This window comes from Photorhabdus antumapuensis (genome assembly GCF_020387775.1).
GTDB classification, from domain to species: Bacteria; Pseudomonadota; Gammaproteobacteria; order Enterobacterales; family Enterobacteriaceae; genus Photorhabdus; species Photorhabdus antumapuensis.
This window is the reverse complement of record NZ_JAHZMK010000048.1, coordinates 129,658-152,320: the sequence shown is the minus strand read 5'-3', so window position 1 is coordinate 152,320 and position 22,663 is coordinate 129,658. Positions and strand designations below refer to the sequence as shown.

The following is a 22,663-nucleotide window of genomic DNA, read 5'->3' as shown; positions in this document are numbered from 1 at the left end:
TGAGGAGTGAGTTTTGGAGCAGAAAAAGAATGGCACCTCCGCAACGATGAAAGATGTCGCTGAAGTGGCTGGCGTTTCTACCGCAACAGTATCAAGAACACTCATGAATCCAGAAAAGGTTTCTTCCCAGACCCGACAAAAAGTGGAACAAGCTGTACTGGCTGTGGGTTATTACCCCAATAACTTATCCCGTAATCTTAAACGCGGTGAGTCAAAAACTATTTTAGTGATAGTGCCAAATATCAGTGATCCCTTTTTCACTGATGTGATTTGCGGCATTGAAGAGACAGCGGCACAACATGGCTATTTGGTTTTAATCGGTGATTGCCAACATCAGCAAAAACAGGAACACACGTTTCTCAACCTGATTGTCACTAAACAAATTGATGGTCTGTTGCTACTGAGTTCGAATATCCCGTTTGATGCCAGCAAAGAAGAACAAAAAAACCTACCACCTATGGTAATGGCAAACGAATTTGTACCAGAGCTAGAACTGCCGACTATTCATATTGATAACCTTACCGCCGCATTCAATGCGACTCATTATCTGCAAACATTGGGGCATAAACGCATTGCCTGCCTTTCCGGTCCAGAAAACATACCGATTTGCCACTATCGCCGTCAGGGATATATCCAAGCACTGCGTCGCTCTGGCGGAACAATTCGTGAAGATTATATTGTCCAAGGTAATTTTACCCATGAAAGCGGCGCAAAACTGACCGAGCAGCTACTCTCTCTGCTAGATCCTCCTACAGCCATCTTCTGCCACAGCGATGTTATGGCGATTGGCGTGATGTGGCAGGCTAAAAGAATGGGCTTAAAAATACCGGAAGATTTATCAATCATTGGGTTTGATAACTTAAAGCTCGCCATGTACAGCGATCCACCATTGACTACCGTTGGCCAACCCCGTTATCAAATTGGCCATAAGGCAATGTTACTGTTGCTAGATAAAATCCAGGGCCACACAACATCTGGCGGTTCTCAGTTACTGGAATCGGAATTAATTATTCGGCAAAGCACCTGTTCGCCTAAAAGCTAGGCAAATAACCGCAGGTTAAGTAACATATCGTTTATTTTCTTTTACTTAAATTACTCAGCGAATTAGACAGTGGCACAACGAGATTATGTGAGTCGCGGGCGTTCAAACGCCCGCCGTAAAAATACCGATAAGAAAAAATACCAAGCCCAAGGGCTGCCAAAAATAACGCTGGCCGTCGCGGTAGCCTTAGTCGTTATCTTTATTGGTGGCCTTTACTTTATTACCCACAATAAACAGAAAAGCGAACCAGAAATACTGCCAAAACATTCTAGACAAAACAATGAGTTACCACCAAAACCAGAAGAACGCTGGCGCTATATCAAAGAATTGGAAAATCGCCCCGTTGGCATTGAGACACCACGTGATCCCTCATCCGGGGGGCAAATCAATTCACAAACTCAGCTGACCTCAGAACAACGGCAGTTACTTGAACAAATGCAGGCGGATATGCGCCAACCGGCGACTTCACTGCCAGAAGTACCATACAATGGTGTTCAAGTGCCGCGTTCACAAGTGATCATCAAACCATCAGCGGAGACACAACAACCGCTGGAAACAAGACCACAATCACAGCCTCAGCAAACGTTACCACAACAGCCAATGCAGACTCAGCCAGTTCAGCCAAAAACTCTACCACCGGCTGAAACCAGTAAACCTAAGCCCGTAGAAAAGGCACAGCGTATAATTTTACAATGTGGTTCATTCCGCAATATGGCCCAAGCTGAATCAGTACGTGCCAATCTGGCATTTGCGGGTGTTGAAAGCCAGATCACAACGGGAGACGGCTGGCATCGTATTATTCTTGGTCCCTACAGTAAAAACACCGCAGAAAAAATGCGGGAACGCCTAAAGGGCGTTGGCGTATCAGGTTGCATTCTCCGTGTTACTGGGGGTTGAAAAATTATAATTCTCCCCCATCTATACTGCTAACACCGTGCACACGGTATTTTCGATAGCCGTATACCCTATGGATTTCAAGATGCATCGCGACGGCAAGGGAGCGAATCCCCGGGAGCATAGCAAACTATGTGACCGGGGTGAGTGAGTGCAGCCAACAAAGAGGCAACTTGAAAGATAACCGGTATATACACTGTCGAAAGTACCGTGCGTCACATTTATCTATTTTTGTAACCAAGGGCTTACTCGTGACTACAATCGTAAGTGTTCGCCGTAATGGCCAAGTCGTAATCGGTGGTGATGGACAGGCAACGATGGGTAATACCGTCATGAAAGGCAATGTCCGTAAAGTTCGCCGCCTCTATAATGACAAAGTAATCGCGGGTTTTGCCGGCGGTACAGCAGACGCTTTTACTCTGTTTGAACTGTTTGAACGTAAACTTGAAATGCACCAAGGGCATCTGACCAAAGCAGCGGTTGAGCTTGCTAAAGACTGGCGCACTGATCGCATGCTACGCAAACTGGAAGCACTACTGGCAGTTGCAGATGAAAATACCTCCCTAATCATTACAGGCAACGGCGATGTCATTCAGCCAGAAAATGACCTGATTGCCATTGGTTCCGGTGGCCCGTACGCCCAATCCGCCGCACGGGCAATGCTGGAAAATACCGATCTCAGTGCCAGACAAATTGCAGAGAAAGCGCTAACAATTGCCGGTGATATCTGTATTTACACCAACCATAATCACAACTTCGAAGAACTTCCTTCAAAAGCGTAAGGGTAGATAGTATGTCTGAAATGACTCCACGCGAAATTGTCAGCGAACTTGACAACCACATTATTGGTCAGGACAAAGCGAAACGCGCTGTAGCTATCGCACTCCGTAACCGCTGGCGACGTATGCAGCTAGATGAAACGCTGCGCTACGAAGTAACACCTAAAAATATCCTGATGATTGGTCCGACTGGGGTAGGTAAAACCGAAATCGCCCGTCGTCTGGCAAAACTGGCAAATGCGCCGTTTATCAAAGTCGAAGCGACAAAATTCACCGAAGTTGGCTATGTTGGTAAAGAAGTCGACTCTATCATCCGTGATCTGACAGATGCTGCGGTTAAAATGGTTCGCCTGCAATCCATCGAAAAAAACCGTTATCGGGCAGAAGAATTGGCAGAAGAGCGTATTCTGGATGTCCTGATCCCACCAGCAAAAAATAACTGGGGACAAGCGGAGACGCAAGTTGAGCCATCAGCCGCACGCCAGGCATTCCGTAAGAAACTACGTGAAGGTCAACTTGATGATAAAGAAATCGAGATTGATGTTGCTACTACACCTGTGGGCGTCGAGATCATGGCACCTCCAGGCATGGAAGAGATGACAAATCAGTTGCAATCTATGTTCCAGAACCTTGCCGGTCAGAAACACAAATCTCGTAAGCTAAAAATCAAAGATGCTTTCAAGCTACTGATCGAAGAAGAAGCCTCTAAACTGGTTAACCCGGAAGAATTGAAACAACAGGCTATTGATTCCGTTGAACAACACGGTATTGTCTTCATTGACGAAATCGACAAAATCTGCAAACGAGGCCAGACTTCAGGCCCTGATGTTTCCCGTGAAGGTGTTCAGCGTGACCTGTTGCCATTGGTGGAAGGTTGTACGGTATCCACTAAACACGGCATGGTAAAAACAGACCATATCCTGTTTATCGCCTCAGGTGCATTCCAGGTTGCCAGCCCTTCCGATCTGATCCCTGAATTACAAGGGCGTCTGCCGATTCGGGTGGAGTTACAGGCACTAACTACAAAAGATTTTGAGCGTATTCTGACTGAACCGAGTGCATCCCTGACGGAACAGTACAAAGCACTGATGGCAACGGAAGGTATGAGCATCAGTTTCACAGCTGATGGCATTAGCAAAATTGCAGAATCCGCATGGCAGGTAAATGAATCAACCGAAAATATCGGGGCCCGTCGCCTACATACTGTGCTTGAGCGGCTGATAGAAGATATCTCTTTCGAAGCCAGCGAACGTCGTGGCCAGTCAGTTGATATTGACGCCGACTATGTTAAAAAACATCTAGATGAATTGGTTGCAGATGAAGATCTGAGCCGCTTTATCCTATAATCGGTATATACGACTCCTGATCCACTATAATTAATAATAGGAGGCTTGCCTCCCATTATTAATTATAAATTTACAGGAGTAAGTAAACACAGAAATGAACTCATCAACTTCCATCAGTCAAACTCAAGCATGGCTGGAAAGTCTGCGTCCTAAAACGCTACCACTCGCCCTTGCCGCCATTATTACTGGCTCAGCTCTCGCTGCCTGGACAGGGCATTTCAAGCTACCGGTTGCCTTACTGGCGCTATTAACAGCAGCTATACTGCAAATTCTGTCCAATCTCGCCAATGATTACGGTGATGTTATCAAAGGCAGTGATACTGAAAAGCGTATCGGGCCACTACGTGGCATGCAAAAAGGCATGATTACCGTCTCACAGATGAAAAAAGCGCTGAAGATTATTGTCCTGCTAACTTGTCTGTCTGGTAGTGCCCTGATTGCCGTTGCCTGTGAAGAACCTAGCGATATATTCGGTTTTCTGGTGCTTGGCCTGCTAGCAATTATTGCTGCAATTACCTATACAGTCGGTACAAAGCCTTATGGCTATATGGGACTTGGCGATATTTCAGTACTGATTTTCTTTGGCTGGTTAAGTGTTGCCGGTACTTATTATCTTCAAGCAGGTTTTTTTGACTCGGTTATCATACTCCCGGCAACAGCTTGTGGCCTTCTCTCTGTTTCTGTTTTAAATATCAATAATTTACGTGACATTGAAGATGACAAACAACATGGCAAAAACACCCTAGCTGTCCGTCTCGGCCCTAAAAAAGCCCGTTATTATCACGGATGTTTAATAATCACAGCAATACTTTGCTTGGTATTATTCACCGTACAAAACCCGTCTGGTTGGTCAGGCTGGTTGTTCCTGCTCACTCTACCTTGGTTGTTCAAACATATGTGGTATGTACTTAATGAACCCACACCGGAAGGAATGCGTCCAATGTTGGGACAGATGGTTAAAGCGGCATTATTGACTAATATTCTATTTTCAGTTGGTCTTATTTTTAATTAGACAGTATTTGTGCTGTTTTTCCGAAGGTGTTGTAACTTAATCATTCTGGATACCTGTTAACAATATCAATTTAATAATTGATGATTTTGCTAACATCGGCCTGAAAGGGATATACTGACTGTTCCATACCTTAACCAGACGTAAATCCTATGAAATATGATACTTCCGAGCTTTGTGACATCTATCAAGAAGAAGTAAATGTGGTAGAGCCTATGTTCTCCAATTTTGGCGGGCGTACTTCATTTGGTGGTCAAATCATCACGGTTAAATGCTTTGAAGACAACGGGTTACTTTACGACCTACTTGAAGACAACGGTCATGGACGCATTTTACTGGTAGATGGTGGTGGTTCTGTACGCCAAGCATTAATTGACGCTGAGCTGGCACAACTCGCTGTGCAAAATGGATGGGAGGGCATTGTTATTTACGGTGCTGTACGTCAGGTTGACCAACTAGCAGAGTTAGACCTCGGCATTCAAGCTATAGCCGCTATTCCTGCTGGCTGTCGTGATGAAGGGACCGGTGCAAGCGATATCCGGGTGAATTTTGGTGGTGTCACCTTCTTTTCTGGCGATTATTTGTATGCCGATAACACCGGTATCATTTTGTCTGAAGAGCCACTGGGACTTGATGATAACGAAGAAGATGAGATCATCTGATGATAACGTATAGTAAAACTAAGGGCGATTTTTCAGATCGCCCTTCTTTTGTCTGCTAGAAATTTTAATTACTGAACATCTTCCATTTTGCCTAACAAGACACGCAGACGTTCTTGCCATACTTGTTGCTCTTGTTTTAATTGCTCATTTTCATGAGCCAGAGACTCACGGCCGCTGGTTGCATTCTGAATTTCCTGAGACAAAGATCGATTTTTTTCTTTTAATTCTTCAATTTCCATTTGTAGCAGGGTAATAGTATCAATCGCCTGCTGAACCTTGGCTTCCAGCTTTTCAAAAACTTCAAATGACATTCTCGGTTCCCCCTTATAAGCAATGGTCTGATTGTATGTAGCCAAAGCGCCCCTGTCTAGCAACATCCCCAACACATGAAAAATAACTATCAAATAAAAACCCCAAAGTGCCTCACACTTTGATTTTTAGCAAAATAGCGGATAAATGCGGATTCGCTCATTTTGTTGACACAACACACACATTTCAATTTCGCTATTTCTCGTTTCCGCGCATTAACGATAAATTTACATAATCCCCTTTTCAATTTCTGAAAGGTGACAATAATAATTACGCCTCTAAAATCTTCTTTGTAGGATAGAACATATGAGCCAAACCACTAGCACGACATTAACCGGACAATGTATCGCTGAGTTTCTTGGTACCGCACTATTAGTTTTCCTTGGAGTAGGTTGTGCTGCCGCTGCACGTATCGCCGGCGCACAATTAGGCTTGTGGGAAATCAGTATTATTTGGGGTATGAGCGTTGCGTTGGCTGTTTATCTCACCGCAGGTGTTTCCGGTGCTCACCTTAACCCGGCGGTGACGATTGCCTTATGGTTGTTTGCCCGTTTTGATGGCAAAAAAGTTATCCCTTTTATTATTGCCCAGATGATTGGTGGCTTTATCGCTGCCGCTCTCATTTACATGATGTACTACAGCGTATTCCTTGATTACGAGCAGGTACACAATATCGTTCGTGGTACGCCTGAAAGCCTGTTTACAGCAGGTGTATTCTCTACTTACCCAATGGCGCCCCTGTCCATTTCTCAGGCTTTTATGATAGAAGTTATCATTGCCGCCATTCTGCTCTGCTTGATTCTGTCGCTGACCGACGATGGCAACGGTATTCCCCGCGGTCCTCTGGCCCCATTACTGATTGGTATTGTGATTGCCGTTATCGGCGGTGCATTTGGCCCATTAACCGGTTTCGCGCTGAACCCGGCCCGTGACTTTGGTCCCAAATTAGTTGCTTATCTGGCGGGTTGGGGAAATATTGCCCTGACGGGTGGGCGTGAAATCCCTTACTGTCTGGTTACTCTGACCGCCCCCATTATCGGCGGTATTGTGGGAGCATTTGGCTACCGCAAACTTATTGGTCGCAATTTACCATCTGATGTTCATAAGACTGAAGACCAGAAGAAAAAGAATGCCTAAAGTAGAGCATCACCAGAACAGGTTATTATCATGACAACAGAAAATATGATTGAGAAAAAGTATATTGTCGCCCTTGATCAGGGAACCACCAGCTCCCGAGCAATAATTCTTGATCACGACGCCAATATTATCTCAATTTCCCAAAGAGAGTTTACGCAAATTTATCCTAAACCGGGTTGGGTAGAACACGATCCAATGGAAATCTGGGCAACCCAAAGCTCAACGCTGGTAGAAGTATTAGCGAAAGCGGATATTCGTTCTGATCAGATTGCCGGTATTGGTATTACCAACCAACGTGAAACAACGATTATTTGGGAAAAAGAAACCGGTAAACCTATCTACAATGCCATCGTTTGGCAATGCCGCCGTACCGCGGACGCGTGTACTAAACTAAAACAAAAAGAGGGATTGGAAGAATATATTCGCCAGAATACAGGGCTGGTAGTAGATCCTTATTTCTCTGGCACCAAAGTAAAATGGATCTTAGATAACGTCGCAGGCGCCCGTGAACGGGCTGAAAAAGGTGAGCTTCTATTCGGTACTGTAGATACCTGGCTGGTATGGAAAATGACTCAAGGCCGAGTCCACGTTACCGATTTCACAAACGCCTCCCGAACAATGCTGTTCAATATCCACAATCTGGAGTGGGATCAGCATATTCTTGATGAGTTACAAATCCCTCGTTCCCTACTGCCTAGCGTTCATTCATCTTCTGAGATTTATGGTCAGACCAATATCGGTGGTAAAGGTGGCACTCGGATCCCTATCTCAGGTATCGCAGGTGATCAGCAAGCTGCTCTATATGGACAACTTTGTGTCCAACCGGGTATGGCGAAAAACACCTACGGGACAGGCTGTTTCCTGCTGATGAACACGGGTACAGATGCCGTGCGCTCCAACCACGGTCTACTGACAACCATTTCCTGTGGTCCTCGTGGCGAAGTGAACTATGCGCTTGAAGGTGCGGTTTTCGTTGGTGGCGCCTCTATTCAGTGGTTGCGCGATGAACTGAAACTTATTGCCGATGCGGCTGACTCCGAATACTTTGCCACTAAAGTTAAAAATAGTAACGGCGTATATGTAGTCCCTGCTTTTACCGGCCTTGGCGCCCCCTACTGGGACCCCTACGCCCGAGGGTCAATTTTCGGCCTAACTCGCGGTACCAACAGTAATCACATCATTCGTGCGACGCTGGAATCTATCGCCTATCAGACCCGTGATGTACTGGATGCCATGCAAGCTGATGCAGGCACCCGACTGCAAGCACTACGGGTAGATGGCGGAGCCGTTGCCAATAACTTCCTGATGCAATTCCAATCAGATATTCTTGGCACACGTGTAGAACGTCCTGTGGTGCGTGAAAGCACTGCATTGGGCGCGGCATTCCTCGCAGGATTGGCAGTTGGCTACTGGAAAGACCTGGATGAAGTGAAAAGTAAAGCCACCATTGAAAAAGAATTCCGTCCAAGTATTGAAACCACTGAACGTAATTACAAATACAATGGCTGGAAAAAGGCGGTTGCCCGCGCGCAGGATTGGGAAGATAAAGGCTAAGATTTACTGACAGTAAATAAAGAAAGGGTGGAATTTTCCACCCTTTGAAATTCTATTTATTCCCTACCTTCAGAAATTTTCTTTTAAAACTGAACCGAACATTAAGATCTAGCATAAAGCCTAATATCGACAGACTTTTTATTATCTCGTAGATAAAATCAGAATATTCCTTTGATAATTTATCTCCATATTTATAGATAAGATCTATAGCATTTCAAGCTGTTAGTTTTCTGAATTTTCTACTGAAATTCTTATCGGCTATTAAGATAACCTCGACTATTCAAACCAGATATTAAGAAAAAATGGATTCATTTCCCTATGACACAGAATCGATAATAGTATTTATCTCTATAGACTAAAATAACGACATAAAAACAAACGGTTCGAGGATTTCTTTCAGGATAGGAGACAAGTTCCAATGGCAAACTGGGTTACAGGAAAAGTCACACAAGTTATTCACTGGACGAATACCTTATTCAGCATCAGGATGCATGCACCGGTTGAAGAATTTACCGCTGGTCAGTTTGCAAAACTAGCGCTAGAAATAGATGATGAGCGGGTGCAACGGGCCTATTCTTACGTTAACGCTCCGACAGATAATAATCTTGAATTCTATTTAGTGACAGTTCCTGAAGGCAAACTCAGCCCACGGTTAGCCGCACTACAACCTGGTGATAATCTATTAGTGACAGAACAAGCCGCAGGCTTTTTTATTCTTGATGAAATACCTGATTGCAAAACATTATGGATGCTTTCAACGGGAACAGCCATTGGTCCCTATCTGTCAATTCTTCAACAAGGGGACTACCTAGAAAGATTTGAGAACATCGCATTGGTGCATGCAGTCAGACTAACACAAGATTTAAGCTATCTGCCCTTAATGCAGCAATTAGTTGAGCGTCTCCATGGCAAGCTACGAATTCAAACTATTGTCAGCCGTGAACAAAACCCCGGCTCATTGACTGGTCGTATCCCGGCATTGATCGAGAGCGGCGAACTTGAGGCCACTCTCGGGCTTACGATGAACAGTGACAACAGCCATATTATGTTATGCGGTAACCCTCAAATGGTGAAAGATACCCAACGACTGCTAAAAGAGCAGCGTGGAATGACAAAACACTTACGCCGCAAACCGGGGCATATCACCAGTGAGCAATATTGGTAATTTCAGTCATCTTTAACAGAAATAAAATCCACTTTCTCTGTTGCCTCACCAAACCGGTTTGGCCCATCCGTGCCACGGAATACACCGCAATCAAGTGCTATCATTACTATGATCAATGTGGGGATAAAACGGCCAATCCCCCATTGCCAGAATGGTTCCATTCCACCCCAATCTGCGGCAATCAGCAACCCTGCCAACAATAAAAGCAGCGACCAGCCTCCCCGCTTATTGCGATCATGCAAACGCTTCGCCATCATTGCCGCCGCAGGATACATCACCAAAACCAGCGCAAAAACAGCATAGTGCATAGTCAAAGAACTCATTCCTTGAATAGTAAAGATAACAAACATCAAGGCCAAGCAAACACCGATGCCAATCCAGAATTCACGCCGCCCAATTCGTCCTTTAAATGAAAAACCCCATTGTTGTAATGTCATCTATTCTTTTCCAATCGTGTATTCTGTTTCTCAGCGCAGTTTAACCTAAGCGAGCGGCAACATGAAAATGGACGTTAATAAATTTCCAACCATAATATTAGCAGCAAGCAGCGTCGGTTTGCCGTTGGTAGCCAATGCTGATAAATCCACAACCACAGAACCCACAGTACAAGCGATCTATCTTCTGCCGAATGCCCCCTCTTTCGATGAAACTATCCCGCGATTTCGCGAAAAATATAATCGCCGCAACCCGACATTGCCACTACGCGAGTATCGGGTAATCATAAGTAAAAACATTTATCTGCCACTGACACGAGCTGCCAGCAAAATCAATGAAAAACTTTATTCTTCTGCCGTACTTGAGCGAGGAAGTGAAAAAATCAAAAGTCTGCAACTGACATTACTACCATCAGAAAATACTGCTGAAACTCAGCAAAACCAAATGCTGGCAGAGCAATACATGGTAGCGCTGATGCGCCACTTTAACCCAACGCTTTCACAGGAACAAAGTAAAGAGAATATTGATAACTTACTCATAAACAGCAAAAAATCGCCATTTTACAGCCACAACATCGGCGCTATTCGCTATATTGTGGTAAATAGTAGTGAAAAAACGCTTACTTTCGCTATTGAACCGATTAAGCTATGGTTATCTGAACCCGATAACTAATCAAATTTAGTAATAAAAAAAGCTATTGTCTGCAATGATCACTATACTGTGAAGCGCTGATCTACCGAATCGATCCTAAGAATGAATTTCATTCAGCTCACTACTTAAACTTCTCTGGTTGGAGGAAAAAACATGCGACATCCATTAGTTATGGGTAACTGGAAATTGAATGGCAGTACCCATATGGTCAACGAACTTATCACTGGCCTGAGTAAAGAATTAAGCAGTGTTACCGGCTGTGAAATCGCTATCGCGCCACCAGCACTTTATCTCTCTCAGGCTAAACAAGCGCTGGTTGGCAGCCACATGGCTCTGGGCGCACAAGATGTTGACGTCAACCTGTCTGGCGCGTTTACGGGTGAAACTTCCGCTGAAATGCTGAAAGACATTGGCGCAGAATACATCATCATCGGCCACTCTGAGCGCCGTACTTACCACAAAGAAAGTGACGAATTCATTGCGAAAAAATTTGCCGTTCTTAAAGAACAAGGTCTGATCCCGGTTCTGTGTATCGGCGAGACTGAACAGGAAAATGAAACCGGCCAAACTGAAACCGTATGCGCAAGACAAATTGATGCTGTCCTGAACACATTAGGTGTAGAAGCCTTCCAAGGTGCGGTCATCGCTTACGAACCTGTTTGGGCAATTGGTACAGGCAAATCAGCAACACCGGCACAAGCTCAGGCTGTGCACAAATTCATTCGCGATCATATTGCGCAGAAAGATACAGCAATCGCAAAACAGGTCATTATCCAGTACGGTGGCTCTGTGAACGCAGATAATGCTGCTGAACTCTTTGCTCAGCCAGACATTGACGGTGCATTAGTTGGTGGCGCATCCCTAAAAGCTGATGCTTTCGCTATTATCGTAAAAGCCGCAGCCGCTGCGAAAAAAGCATAATATTTTAATGCTAATTGACCGCCGTATACCTACGGCGGTTATTCCTTTTTAGCGCTGAATAATCTCATCAAACACACCACCCGTCGCAAAATGTACTTTTTGCGCTTTTCCCCAACCACCGAATACTTTATCAACAGTAAATAATTCCAACGCAGGGAAAGAAGAGCTATATTTATCAGCAACTGCTTGATCACGTGGTCGATAATAATTTTTAGCCGCTATTTCCTGCCCAACTGGAGAATAAAGGTATTGCAGATATTCTGTTGCTAACTCACGGCTATGGCGTTTATCAACGACCTTATCAACGACAGAAACCGTCGGCTCAGCCAGAATTGAAAGACTAGGTGTCACAATTTCGAATTTATCTTTATCAAGCGTATTAATCGCTAATAATGCCTCATTCTCCCAGGCAATTAATACATCACCGATTCCACGCTCGACAAAAGTACTGGTTGCTCCTCTTGCGCCAGAATCTAGCACTTCAACATTCTGATAAAGGGCTTTAACAAACGCTTTCGCTTTACTCTGATCCTGATTATTATGCGCCAACCCATAACCCCACGCAGCCAGATAATTCCAGCGGGCACCACCTGATGTTTTTGGATTTGGTGTCACAACAGCAACACCTGGACGAATTAAATCTAACCAGTCTTTAATTTGTTTTGGATTGCCTTTCCGCACCAGAAAAACAATTGTTGAAGTATAGGGGGCAGAATTATCGGGTAAACGCTTAATCCATCCTTTATCTATCCGACCACGCTCGGCAATGGCATCCACATCATAGGCCAGAGCCAGTGTCACCACATCTGCCTCAAGGCCATTGATGACAGACGTTGCCTGCTTACCGGAACCGCCATGAGATTGCCGGATTGTCACTTTATCCCCAGTCTTCTGCTGCCAATAATCACTGAAAGCCTGATTATATTGCTGATATAACTCTCTGGTTGGATCATAGGAAACATTAAGAAGCTGAATATTTTTTGCCCATACACTGCTACTGGTCATCAACAATAACGCCAATGCCACACGCCATCTGACTCTCATTTGAATCTCTCCACAAACTGTTTTAACTGTTATGAAATTCAAGGCTGACAGAAAGCGTTATCACTCAGAAATAATTAAAAGCATTTATTTATATGTGATAGGAATATACTAAGGAGACATTACAGCCTCCAAAGAGGCTGCAACAGGTTTAGATTTGCTGATATTGACGTGATTAGTACAACTTTTTCGCGGTTTCCAACCAATCCTGTTTAAACACACGTTTCATATTTTGTACTGCATCAATGATGTCATGATGAACAAGTTTCTCGTTCTGAATACCAACACAACGACCACCATAACCTTCCAACAATAATTGAATGGAATATGCCCCCATACGGGAAGCCAGAATACGATCATAAGCCACCGGAGAGCCACCACGCTGAATATGGCCTAAAACTGTGGCACGGGTTTCATGATGCGTCTCTTTTTCGATATGTTTCGCAAGTTCGTAAACATCACAAACATGTTCAGTAATTGCAACGATGGCGTGACGTTTGCCTTTACCGATACCCGCTTTAATTTCAGCTACGAGCTCATCACAATTGAATGAGACTTCCGGCAGAACAATAAACTCACAACCGCCTGCAATAGCGGCGGACAAAGTGAGATCACCACAATAACGTCCCATTACTTCAACAATGGAAATACGTTTGTGGGAAGTCGAGGTATCACGCAGGCGGTCAATCGCTTCAACGACCGTTTCCAGCGCAGTGAAATAGCCGATGGTATAGTCGGTACCCGCCACATCATTATCGATAGTGCCCGGCAGGCCGATACAGGGGAAACCCGCTTCTGTTAGTTTTTTCGCGCCAAGATAGGAACCGTCACCGCCGATAACGACCAGAGCATCAAGGCCATTGTTTCTCATGTTCTCAATAGCGACAGTACGAACCTTCTCATCCCTGAACTCTGGGAAACGGGCTGAACCTAGAAAGGTGCCACCACGGTTAATCATGTCGGATACACTGAAACGGTCAAGTTTCTTCATGCGGTTTTCATACAAGCCAAGATAACCATCATGAATACCGAAAACCTCTAACCCTTCGGTTAATCCTGCACGAACCACACCACGAATAGCCGCATTCATACCCGGCGCATCACCGCCACTCGTTAAGACACCGATTCTTTTGATCTCGTTGATCATGATGACCTCTGAACTTGTAGATGTAATAATTGCAAACCCACTAACGGCGGGCTTCGTATGCTATCACTTTGCCTGAAACAGAAATCTGCCTTCTTAACTCTGTTATCGCCCAGCGCACTGAGGCAATCATGCTGAATTGATTCAACTCTGCATATAATACGGTAAAAAACCAAGTCTGCATTAACAATAAATCCCTTTTTGGGATCAATTTAACTGAAAATAATTTAATTATAGCTCCGCGACTCTTCACGCTGATCGGGAATACGCCTTATCAGCAATAAAAAAGAGGCCAGCACTGTGGCAACCTACACCACAGTACTGATCAATCACCTTTAACTCTCATTCATTGCGCTGGTATCTTTACATTACGTATAGAAATAGCGTGTCAGGTGAAAAAATACCGGGGCGGCAAAACATAAAGAATCGATTCTGTCTAACATTCCGCCATGACCTTCAATCATTTCACCAAAATCTTTGATACCACTATCGCGTTTTATCGCTGACATACACAAGCCGCCAATAAAGCCCATCAACGTAATCGCCAACGACATCAAACCCGCCTCCCACGGAGAAAATGGCGTTACCCAGTAAAGTGACATTCCCAATAAAACGGAAGCCAAAATGCCACCTGCAAAACCTTCAACGGTTTTATTCGGGCTCAGTTTAGGCACAATAGGATGTTTGCCAAACAATTTACCAAACACATACTGCAAAACATCCGACATCTGCACCACAATCATTAGAAACAGTAGTAATTCGACGTTCTCCCCTTCATAACCTGGAATATCCAACATCAATAAAGCGGGCGCATGACTAATACAGAATACAGCAACTAACATTCCCCACTGTATTTTAGCTGTCCGCTCCAGAAAGTTCGTCGTATCCCCAGCCAATGCAATACGGGCAGGTAAAAATAGGAAAACATAAACAGGAATGAAAATAGAAAACACGCCATACCACTCAATACCAACGGCAATGTATTGCAATGGCATGAAAATAAAGAAACACCAGAACATAGCCTCATGGTCACTGCGTCGTGTTGGTGTCAAAGTGAAAAATTCCCGCAAAGCAAAAAATGACATACTTGCAAATAATAAAACTGAACCGATTGGCCCAACAATGACGGACAACACACAAACAATGCACATTCCCCACCAACCGCGGATGCGAGCATTCAGATTCTCAATTGTCGGATAGCTTTCCGCTGAATACTTAGAGGCCAGCATTGCCCCAACAATACTGGCAATAATTAACGGCACAAACATACCGCCTAACAACAAAAGCAATTTATTATTAATGGTCATAGTATTAACGCCTCCAATGCCAAACGAGCCCGCTGTAAAAAATCAGCTTTTTCCTCTTTTGCACCTAATTTTTCCAAAGGTTGCCCAAATGTTGCTGAACAAATAACAGGAACAACAAGTGCCGAGCCTTTTGGCAAAACTCGGTTTAAATTTTCCAGATAAACTGGAATAAGCTCAACATCAGGATATTTCTTCGCTAAATAATATAGACCACCTTTAAATTTATTAATTTGTTCACCACTTCCTCGCGTCCCCTCCGGGAATAAAATTAAAGATTCCCCTCGTTTTAATACATCCTCCATTGGTGTTAGGGTATTTCCCTTTAAACAATCCTCCCCTTTACGATCAATAAGCACAGCCCGAAAAACTTTATTAATAAAATATCTACGTAGATAAGTTTTACTCCAATAATCACGAGCAGCGACTGGATGCACCCGAGAACGTAACACCCGAGGAAACCCTGCCCAGATAACTAACCCATCCAGATGACTGGTATGATTAGCATAATAAATTCGGGAAGCTACCGATGGCTTACACCCAATCCAACGAATTCTCACTCCTGTTAACAAACGGCAAAGCCCAGACAGAAACGACCCCATACCTTTACTTACCAGTGTCACTCCTTGTGGTTTATTCATTACAAGCATCCTTCTCTTGTAATTCATTCAATATGACTCTGGTTCGCCGAACACATGTCCAGAGACAACCCAATGTGATAACGACTAATACCGCCAATAAAAGATACTGGCTCCATAACTGAGGTAAAAAAGCGGCAACAATTGAACTAACAGTAATTAATGCCATCCGATGCTGTTTCGCCATCGGCCCTAGAAAACGCTGAGGTAAACCACAAGCCCCACCTAACAAGCGAATATAAGCGGTCAAAACAGCTAATAATGCAGCAATACAGCCAAGAGAAATCGCAAATGGAAAAAGTGTTAAACCATACCCCACCCCAATCAGAATAAAAGAATCAGCAATACGATCAGGAAGATCATTAAAAACAGTACCGGCAGCCGTCTTCAATCCCCCTTCAACAGCAACCATGCCATCCAATAAATTACATATTAGCCGGCCTTGAATAAGCAAGGCACCAATAATCAATAAAACTGAAGTCAACCAAAAAGACTCGACTAAAAAACACACGGCAAAACACACGCCAGCTAATACAGCAAAAACAACGCTGGCAACAGATATGCCATTTGGTGTCGCCCCTTTACATTGCAACCATTTAGCCATTTTACTGGCCCACACTGCATTGCGTGTTTTGATCGGACGCCGATCTTTTACCTCGTTACCAGACATACCCTTTCCCTTTTTGAGCACAAATGAACAATCAAATCCACTTAAGTTAAATGAAATAAGATAAACAGGATTGGTTAGAATAACAACAATAAAAAAACCTGCCGGTGGGAGGAGGGAAAAACGAAGATGGCGTCAATTTTTCCTTGTTGATTCATTTGAAATAACAGAATTTATTTCAACAAGTACCCACACATTAACCACCAGAAAGCAGGGGAAAAGGCAGGGATGGCGTCTACACATAACATATTGAGAAAATATACTTTTTGTATCATCGTCCACATTGACAACAAAGCCCCTTAATGAACTGCACCCCAAATGTTAACCATCACCTTAACAGATCTATCAATCCCATATACTGTAGGCTTTTTCATTTATCAAGACCGAGCAGGAAAGTAGCCTCGACAAGTCACTATTGCAACATCTGTTACCGGATTCCTTCAGTCGCTTTTTTCTTGATAGCAAGATAGGTTTCCTTATGCCATTTTTCGACGGTTTTAGGATTTTGTTCGTAAGCTCTTTTGAGCAGCTTTTGCGGAGTAAATTCCCAGCGTTTCAGATAATCGGTAAACGTCCTTTCGGCAATTTTTATTCGCCACATCTTCCAAATGAGCACTTGGATCGCCGGACGCCCCCAAAGGGCAAAAGGTAATTGCATTTGTGTGGGGGTTTTATCCCGCAAAACTTGCTGAAGTTTCTCTTCCTGAATGGGGTTGAGTATCTTTTTTCATCTTGCCATGATACAACAGCTATTCATATTTGAACACCGGGTTAATATCAAAAGAAAAAATAATAAATCCATCAGTTTTTTAATATACCCCCAGGAAGTTATTGAACTCTTGGGGATATATATCAAACATTAATTCAATTCATTCTCTATATAATTGACTATCATATCGGCACTAATCTCTTTTTCAACTATTCCTCCTTTCGTAAGAATTTTTGTCGTTTTTTCACATTTAATTTTCGCAGATTCTGACCAGAGATGAATCTTGTCTAATTCTATATTTTTATGATCTAAATACTGTTTAATAAAAAAAGGAATTGGAATTTCTTTGTTATTTTCGCTAAATACTTTAAGCCTTTCAATAAATATTAAAAAAGGAACGATCAGAATTTTTGAATCACACAAACTATTATATTGCTCGATAATTTTTTCGAGGGTATAGGGGGTGTTAGCTACGATATGATAATTGCCACTATGTCCATTGGAATGGGCGGATAAATAAATGACTGCCTTGGCAACAAAATCAACTGGAACTGTGCTGACATCTATATTTTCTCCTTTGAAGGCCAGGCCCGTCAGTCGGCAGGTGCTAAGCAGTTGTCCAAACCATTGATTTCGATCATTTTGCTGATTCTTTCTAGAACCGCTGATTAAACCCAATCTGAAAATATTTGTGATAAGCCCCTTAGCACGGGCCCTGAGAACCAGAGCTTCAGCTACCCATTTACTTGAACAGTATCCATTCTGGCTGTTGTGTTTTTGAATATCGAGCAGAGTGTCTTCTTCAACCGTGTCTTGAGCACGATTGTTGAAGACTCCAACTGTAGACAGTGTATTGAATACTTTAACTCTTGTTTGTGTAGCAAAGTGAAGGAGGTGATTTGTTCCATCGACATTAATTTTTTTTATCATGTCATAAGTAGCCAAATGGTTCATGTGCACCGCACAATGAAAAATTGTATCAACGGTTGCACTCAGTGAACTATATCCTTTTGGCGTCATCCCCATTTTTTCTTGCCCCAAATCCCCATTAACAATAGCAATCCTTCCGATATAATCTTCGCACCACAATTTTGCGTTTTCCAGCGTACTCTTCAGCCTGAAAAATCCATCGTTTTTATTATCTGCACGTATCAGGCAGGTCAGATTAACGTTCTTATCCTTCAACAGTTCATGAAGAATATATTTGCCAACAAATCCTGTGGCACCGGTTAAAAAAATATGACGTCGGGACGGATCGGATACTCTTATCATTGCAGTTGAAAAAGATATTTCTTTCATTGCCGCCACTTCATCTTCAAGGCAGAGAAAGCGCTCTGTTATTACATTATCCATCATTTTTCTGATGGTTCTTTGAGAGTAAAATGCTTTGACAGGAATATCTAACGCTATTCTTTGCCAAATTTTACTTCGCAATATAAAGACGTTGAGTGAACTTCCGCCCACTTTGAAGAAGTCATCATCAATGCCCGTTCTCTCTCTTTTGAGAACCTCAGACCAAATTTCGCATAAATTTTCTTCCGTACTGTTACGTGGCCCGCTATAAGCAAACCGATCGTTGAATTGACAGGTAGGCAAAGCCCGACGGTCAAGTTTTCCATTTATCGTCAGTGGCAGAGCTTCCAACTGAACATATTCTTTCGGCAGCATATAGTCTGGTAATATATTAGATATAAAGTTATCTATAGTTTCAGTATTAATGTTTTTGCTGTTCATGACTAAATATGCAACAAGACAAAGCTGCCCGTTGTGTTCCTGTGTAACAACAACCGCTTTTCCAATATCGGCATGTTTCATCAGGGTATTCTCGATTTCTGCTAGTTCTATACGGAAGCCACGGATTTTCACCTGGAAATCGTTACGACCCAAGTATTCCAAATTGCCATCCGGAAGCCAGCGCACCAGGTCACCCGTTTTGTATAAACGGGTGTACCCCTTAGCGCTGTCCCCTTCCGTAGCAAACGGGTTATCGATAAAACGCTCTGCCATGAGCTCTGGGCGGTTTAAATAACCGCGCGCCAAGCCTGCCCCACCAATGTAAAGCTCACCTGGAACACCAACTGGCAAAAGCCGAGCTTCAGCATTCAGTACATAAGATTTATAATTAGGAAGTGGGCTGCCAATGGGAACAGAACGATTTGACTCAGTCCACCTGTCTAGTTTAAATGTATTACTCGTAATAGTGCTCTCGGTAGGACCATAAGTATTAATTATATCCCAGTTGCCTTGACATAAGGAAGGAGGAAGAACCTCACCTCCTGCTATGATCCTTATTTGTGGCCATTCGATATGATCACGCATAGCCAATAACCAACTAGGTGTTGCTCCTAATCTATTAACCGAATATTCATTAATGACATTTTGTACCTTACTATGAAGTAAAATATCTTCGCTAGGCAAAATCACTAACTGAGCACCAACTAATAGTGTTATGAATACCTCCTCAATAAACGCATCAAAGATATAGTTAGGTATGAGTAAAGTGACGTCCGAAGGTAGAACTGGGTAATGATTGATTAAACCTTTAATTAGGTTATTAATGCTACGGTGTTCAATCATCACCCCTTTAGGCTGCCCCGTTGTTCCTGACGTGTAAATCACGTACGCCAAATCCCTAGACCCACTCACTGGCTCCGGATTCTCTATTGGTAGCCCTTCCGTTGCCTGCTCTCCATCCGCGGCCATTAACAAAGGTGCCCCCGGTTCGCCACCCACCAGCTCTTCCAGCACCGCTAAGTATTGCCGCTGTGTTACCAGCAACGGTGCCTTGGTGTCACTTAAGATGAAGCCCGTGCGCTCGGGAGGGTATTCCGGCGATATTGGTACGTACGCCCCCCCTGCTTTCAGTATCGCCAGGATACTAATGATCATCTCCAAGCTGCGCTCTAAGTAAAGTGCAACCAGTGTATCTGCCGGCATCGACTGACCACATTGCTGTTGATAACTCTGACGAATGGCGTGTGCTAACTGGTTGGCTCGCTCATTCAACTCTCGATACGTCAACTCTTCACCTTCAAACACTAAGGCAATGTTATCCGGCGTGATATCCACCTGTTCTTCAAATAACTGATGCAGGGTGCTGTCATGAGGATACGCAGCATCTGTCCAGTTCCAAGTATGTAGCAAAGTTTCACGCTCTTTATCAGAGAGTACAAAAACATTTTGTATTAGAGTACAAGGCTTTTCAGCAAACTGTTTTAATACTAACAGGTACATTGACACAATCCGCTCAATTGTCTCAGTATTAAACAAGCTCACGGAGAAATTTAAACGACCGACTATCGTATTAGGGCCTTCAAATAAATTCAGATATAAATTGGTAGAACTAGGTAAGTTTTCGTCAAGAAAGTCCGTAGCATAAAGCTGGGACTGTTGATCAAAATGTTCGACCGTAAACATCACTTGAAACAAACGGTGAATTGAAGTGCCTTGTGCTCCACCGGCTGTTTCAACTAAACACTCAAAAGGTAAATCTTGATGTGCCTTAGCACCGATGACTATCTGATGTACCTGACTGACTAACTCTCGCACACTCTGAGTCTGCGATAACTGTCCTCGCAATAATAAGGAGTTTACAAGTTCCCCAATCAATAAATTGGCTTTCGTATGGTATTGTGCATCCTTTGTCGTACCAACCAAAATATCTGTTTGGCCCGTCAACTTCGATAGCACCACGTACCAAGCACTCAGGAGGACTGAAAATAAGTTTGTTCCTTCTGACAGGGCTAGATAGCGCAATCTATCTGAAATATCATCAGACAACTCTAATGTAACATTTCGTTTATTGGCGTCAAATTGAACAGCTCTTAGATTATTAATTGGCAAATTTAAAATTTCATAACCGTCAAGGGTTTCCTGCCAATAAAGCAAACTTTCAACAGTACAGCCATTGTTAACAATCCTCTCAGTTATGCGCATTTCAATTTTTTGAATATAACCTATAAAATCTGTTTTGATTTTTTCAACATCAGCTTTTGTATACATTCTCGGATTTGCGTCCAAGATAAACGTAACTGATTCATCTCGTTGCTTAATAAAAGCAAATGATATATCGTCGACTGGCCCAGTATTTAGTGTGTAAGGTTTGACTTGACATCCATCTAGTTCGATATTTTTATCGAAGTACATCACGTTTATAGTTGGACCAAACAATTTATCTCGATCTAGAATTCTTTTTAAATCATTTTGCAAGTCCTCGTAACGATAGCGCCAATGTTTCCTCCCAACCTTAATCTGGTCTATCAATGTAGCATTTAGATCTAGCAGTGTACTCAAAGGTTTTATCTGTATCTTAATGGGCACCATATTCATATGGTTACATGGAATATTAGCAATTTTAGAACCCAATCGATTAGCAACAGGCAATCCAAAAACAGTTTCTTTTATTCCTGAGTATTTATAAAACAGTGCACCAATTATAGATATCAAAAGCGTATCCCAATTGATTTTATATTGATTGGATATCGTTTTGATTCGATTAAAATCATGCGCTGAAATCACAGTTGATTTTGATATTTTTTCATCACTTGATTTTATAGAACAAGTTGAAAAGCTTCGAGGTGATTCAGTACTTAGTAAAAATTCTATCCAATATTTAGCATCTCTAGAAAAAAGTTCTGACTGCCTATATCTTTTGTCTTCAATCCCTAAATAGGTATAATCATCAAATGACAATGAAATCTTTTTTCCTTGTGAGCTAATTTTCTTGTATTGCTCCAAAACAGCATTAACAATTAGAGAAAAACTATAACCATCACTAGCAATATGGTGTATACACAAATACCAAACATAATGTTCATCACCTAACTTAATCAATGAATGTCGATAGTTTTCTCCTATTTCGATCGCTAGTCTCAAATATGTTTGTGCCCGCATATATGCCAACATATCGCTTTTTTTTGAGGTACTGCTAGACAAGTCGACATAAGAGATACGATTACTTTCAATATCCTTTGGTTCAAGAATCCCATATACTAAAGAGAGATCCTCAAGTTTAAATGATACATTTAGCGCTGCTACATTTTGTAGGACATATTGACTGGCAGCCTCAAAAGACTTTGGACAAAAAGAACCCTTAAATTCAATATACTCAGCAGTATTGTATTTTGCACTGGTCGGCTCCAATGCCTGACCTACCCAAATTCCTGATTGAGCAGCTGTTAATGCCATACTTTGGATTGACTCATAACCTTTAGACATTTATTTTATTCCAACTTAATTTATATTTGAAAATGTATA

20 protein-coding genes are annotated in these 22,663 nt (G+C 42.8%); 11 read left to right on the top strand and 9 right to left on the bottom strand.

Annotation, left to right across the window (positions count from 1 at the left end):
• The first annotated feature begins 13 nt into the window (after positions 1 to 13).
• From cytR to rraA, 6 genes are all read left to right on the top strand, one after another.
• Complete coding sequence (gene cytR, locus KZ793_RS17805; protein WP_225816546.1) at positions 14 to 1,042, top strand: DNA-binding transcriptional regulator CytR; 1,029 nt, start codon at positions 14 to 16, stop codon at positions 1,040 to 1,042.
• Between the two features lie 69 nt (positions 1,043 to 1,111).
• A complete protein-coding gene (ftsN, locus tag KZ793_RS17800; RefSeq protein ID WP_225816545.1) occupies positions 1,112 to 1,939 on the top strand; it encodes a cell division protein FtsN in 828 nt (275 codons plus the stop codon).
• Positions 1,940 to 2,187: 248 nt separating this feature from the next.
• Positions 2,188 to 2,718, top strand: coding sequence for an ATP-dependent protease subunit HslV (gene hslV / locus KZ793_RS17795; protein ID WP_036780122.1), 531 nt, complete (start codon positions 2,188 to 2,190; stop codon positions 2,716 to 2,718).
• A gap of 11 nt (positions 2,719 to 2,729) precedes the next feature.
• Positions 2,730 to 4,061: an HslU--HslV peptidase ATPase subunit gene (gene hslU, locus KZ793_RS17790; RefSeq protein ID WP_225816544.1), complete on the top strand. Its 1,332-nt coding sequence runs from the start codon at positions 2,730 to 2,732 to the stop codon at positions 4,059 to 4,061.
• A gap of 94 nt (positions 4,062 to 4,155) precedes the next feature.
• Positions 4,156 to 5,073 (top strand): 1,4-dihydroxy-2-naphthoate polyprenyltransferase, encoded by a 918-nt coding sequence (locus tag KZ793_RS17785; RefSeq protein ID WP_225816543.1) that lies wholly within the window; start codon positions 4,156 to 4,158, stop codon positions 5,071 to 5,073.
• Positions 5,074 to 5,222: 149 nt separating this feature from the next.
• Positions 5,223 to 5,732: a ribonuclease E activity regulator RraA gene (gene rraA / locus KZ793_RS17780; RefSeq protein ID WP_118986108.1), complete on the top strand. Its 510-nt coding sequence runs from the start codon at positions 5,223 to 5,225 to the stop codon at positions 5,730 to 5,732.
• Positions 5,733 to 5,800: 68 nt separating this feature from the next.
• Here rraA and zapB read toward each other — a convergent pair whose 3' ends face one another.
• Entirely contained in the window at positions 5,801 to 6,043 is a 243-nt protein-coding gene (gene zapB, locus KZ793_RS17775) for a cell division protein ZapB (RefSeq protein ID WP_225816542.1), read from the bottom strand.
• A 304-nt stretch (positions 6,044 to 6,347) separates the two neighbouring features.
• On the opposite strand from zapB, the gene KZ793_RS17770 reads away from it, so the two are divergent.
• The 3 genes from KZ793_RS17770 (at position 6,348) to fpr (ending at position 9,897) form a co-directional block, all read left to right on the top strand.
• Positions 6,348 to 7,178 carry an MIP/aquaporin family protein gene (locus KZ793_RS17770; protein ID WP_225816541.1) on the top strand — a complete coding sequence of 277 codons (831 nt, stop codon included), beginning with the start codon at positions 6,348 to 6,350 and terminating at the stop codon, positions 7,176 to 7,178.
• A 30-nt stretch (positions 7,179 to 7,208) separates the two neighbouring features.
• The gene (gene glpK / locus KZ793_RS17765) at positions 7,209 to 8,732 is read left to right on the top strand and encodes a glycerol kinase GlpK (protein WP_225816540.1); all 1,524 of its coding nucleotides are present in this window, start codon (positions 7,209 to 7,211) and stop codon (positions 8,730 to 8,732) included.
• 418 nt (positions 8,733 to 9,150) lie between these two features.
• Entirely contained in the window at positions 9,151 to 9,897 is a 747-nt protein-coding gene (gene fpr, locus KZ793_RS17760) for a ferredoxin--NADP(+) reductase (RefSeq protein ID WP_225816539.1), read from the top strand.
• Positions 9,898 to 9,899: 2 nt separating this feature from the next.
• On the opposite strand, the gene KZ793_RS17755 is transcribed toward fpr, so the two are convergent.
• Positions 9,900 to 10,334, bottom strand: a complete 435-nt coding sequence (locus KZ793_RS17755; RefSeq protein ID WP_225816538.1) for a DUF805 domain-containing protein — start codon at positions 10,332 to 10,334, stop codon at positions 9,900 to 9,902.
• Positions 10,335 to 10,395: 61 nt separating this feature from the next.
• On the opposite strand from KZ793_RS17755, the gene KZ793_RS17750 reads away from it, so the two are divergent.
• On the top strand, positions 10,396 to 11,004 hold the full coding sequence (locus KZ793_RS17750) for a YiiQ family protein (RefSeq protein ID WP_397443633.1): 609 nt from the start codon (positions 10,396 to 10,398) through the stop codon (positions 11,002 to 11,004).
• A 132-nt stretch (positions 11,005 to 11,136) separates the two neighbouring features.
• Complete coding sequence (gene tpiA, locus KZ793_RS17745; RefSeq protein ID WP_225816536.1) at positions 11,137 to 11,904, top strand: triose-phosphate isomerase; 768 nt, start codon at positions 11,137 to 11,139, stop codon at positions 11,902 to 11,904.
• A gap of 48 nt (positions 11,905 to 11,952) precedes the next feature.
• On the opposite strand, the gene KZ793_RS17740 is transcribed toward tpiA, so the two are convergent.
• The 7 genes from KZ793_RS17740 to KZ793_RS17710 form a co-directional block, all read right to left on the bottom strand.
• Positions 11,953 to 12,948: a sulfate ABC transporter substrate-binding protein gene (locus KZ793_RS17740; RefSeq protein WP_225816535.1), complete on the bottom strand. Its 996-nt coding sequence runs from the start codon at positions 12,946 to 12,948 to the stop codon at positions 11,953 to 11,955.
• Between the two features lie 172 nt (positions 12,949 to 13,120).
• A complete protein-coding gene (pfkA, locus tag KZ793_RS17735) occupies positions 13,121 to 14,092 on the bottom strand; it encodes a 6-phosphofructokinase (protein ID WP_225816534.1) in 972 nt (323 codons plus the stop codon).
• Between the two features lie 365 nt (positions 14,093 to 14,457).
• Positions 14,458 to 15,396 (bottom strand): phosphatidate cytidylyltransferase, encoded by a 939-nt coding sequence (locus KZ793_RS17730; protein WP_225816533.1) that lies wholly within the window; start codon positions 15,394 to 15,396, stop codon positions 14,458 to 14,460.
• Positions 15,393 to 16,034 (bottom strand): lysophospholipid acyltransferase family protein, encoded by a 642-nt coding sequence (locus tag KZ793_RS17725; RefSeq protein WP_225816532.1) that lies wholly within the window; start codon positions 16,032 to 16,034, stop codon positions 15,393 to 15,395. Before KZ793_RS17725 ends, KZ793_RS17730 begins: the two co-directional genes overlap by 4 nt.
• Entirely contained in the window at positions 16,027 to 16,701 is a 675-nt protein-coding gene (locus KZ793_RS17720; RefSeq protein ID WP_225816531.1) for a CDP-alcohol phosphatidyltransferase family protein, read from the bottom strand. The genes KZ793_RS17725 and KZ793_RS17720 overlap by 8 nt, the downstream gene beginning before the upstream one ends.
• A 424-nt stretch (positions 16,702 to 17,125) precedes the next feature.
• Positions 17,126 to 17,356: a helix-turn-helix domain-containing protein gene (locus tag KZ793_RS17715; RefSeq protein ID WP_225816530.1), complete on the bottom strand. Its 231-nt coding sequence runs from the start codon at positions 17,354 to 17,356 to the stop codon at positions 17,126 to 17,128.
• A gap of 201 nt (positions 17,357 to 17,557) precedes the next feature.
• Positions 17,558 to 22,624, bottom strand: coding sequence for a non-ribosomal peptide synthetase (locus KZ793_RS17710; protein WP_225816529.1), 5,067 nt, complete (start codon positions 22,622 to 22,624; stop codon positions 17,558 to 17,560).
• Positions 22,625 to 22,663: the final 39 nt, after the last annotated feature.

Excerpts from the sequence above, each read along its gene's own strand:
- fpr (WP_225816539.1), top strand. The coding sequence starts at position 9,151 with ATGGCAAACTGGGTTACAGGAAAAGTCACACAAGTTATTCACTGGACG.
- pfkA (WP_225816534.1), bottom strand. The coding sequence starts at position 14,092 with ATGATCAACGAGATCAAAAGAATCGGTGTCTTAACGAGTGGCGGTGAT.
- hslU (WP_225816544.1), top strand. The coding sequence starts at position 2,730 with ATGTCTGAAATGACTCCACGCGAAATTGTCAGCGAACTTGACAACCAC.
- KZ793_RS17715 (WP_225816530.1), bottom strand. The coding sequence starts at position 17,356 with ATGCAATTACCTTTTGCCCTTTGGGGGCGTCCGGCGATCCAAGTGCTC.
- KZ793_RS17755 (WP_225816538.1), bottom strand. The coding sequence starts at position 10,334 with ATGACATTACAACAATGGGGTTTTTCATTTAAAGGACGAATTGGGCGG.
- KZ793_RS17785 (WP_225816543.1), top strand. The coding sequence starts at position 4,156 with ATGAACTCATCAACTTCCATCAGTCAAACTCAAGCATGGCTGGAAAGT.
- KZ793_RS17725 (WP_225816532.1), bottom strand. The coding sequence starts at position 16,034 with ATGAATAAACCACAAGGAGTGACACTGGTAAGTAAAGGTATGGGGTCG.
- KZ793_RS17770 (WP_225816541.1), top strand. The coding sequence starts at position 6,348 with ATGAGCCAAACCACTAGCACGACATTAACCGGACAATGTATCGCTGAG.
- glpK (WP_225816540.1), top strand. The coding sequence starts at position 7,209 with ATGACAACAGAAAATATGATTGAGAAAAAGTATATTGTCGCCCTTGAT.
- KZ793_RS17730 (WP_225816533.1), bottom strand. The coding sequence starts at position 15,396 with ATGACCATTAATAATAAATTGCTTTTGTTGTTAGGCGGTATGTTTGTG.
- rraA (WP_118986108.1), top strand. The coding sequence starts at position 5,223 with ATGAAATATGATACTTCCGAGCTTTGTGACATCTATCAAGAAGAAGTA.
- KZ793_RS17750 (WP_397443633.1), top strand. The coding sequence starts at position 10,396 with ATGAAAATGGACGTTAATAAATTTCCAACCATAATATTAGCAGCAAGC.
- zapB (WP_225816542.1), bottom strand. The coding sequence starts at position 6,043 with ATGTCATTTGAAGTTTTTGAAAAGCTGGAAGCCAAGGTTCAGCAGGCG.
- KZ793_RS17720 (WP_225816531.1), bottom strand. The coding sequence starts at position 16,701 with ATGTCTGGTAACGAGGTAAAAGATCGGCGTCCGATCAAAACACGCAAT.
- KZ793_RS17740 (WP_225816535.1), bottom strand. The coding sequence starts at position 12,948 with ATGAGAGTCAGATGGCGTGTGGCATTGGCGTTATTGTTGATGACCAGT.
- tpiA (WP_225816536.1), top strand. The coding sequence starts at position 11,137 with ATGCGACATCCATTAGTTATGGGTAACTGGAAATTGAATGGCAGTACC.
- KZ793_RS17710 (WP_225816529.1), bottom strand. The coding sequence starts at position 22,624 with ATGTCTAAAGGTTATGAGTCAATCCAAAGTATGGCATTAACAGCTGCT.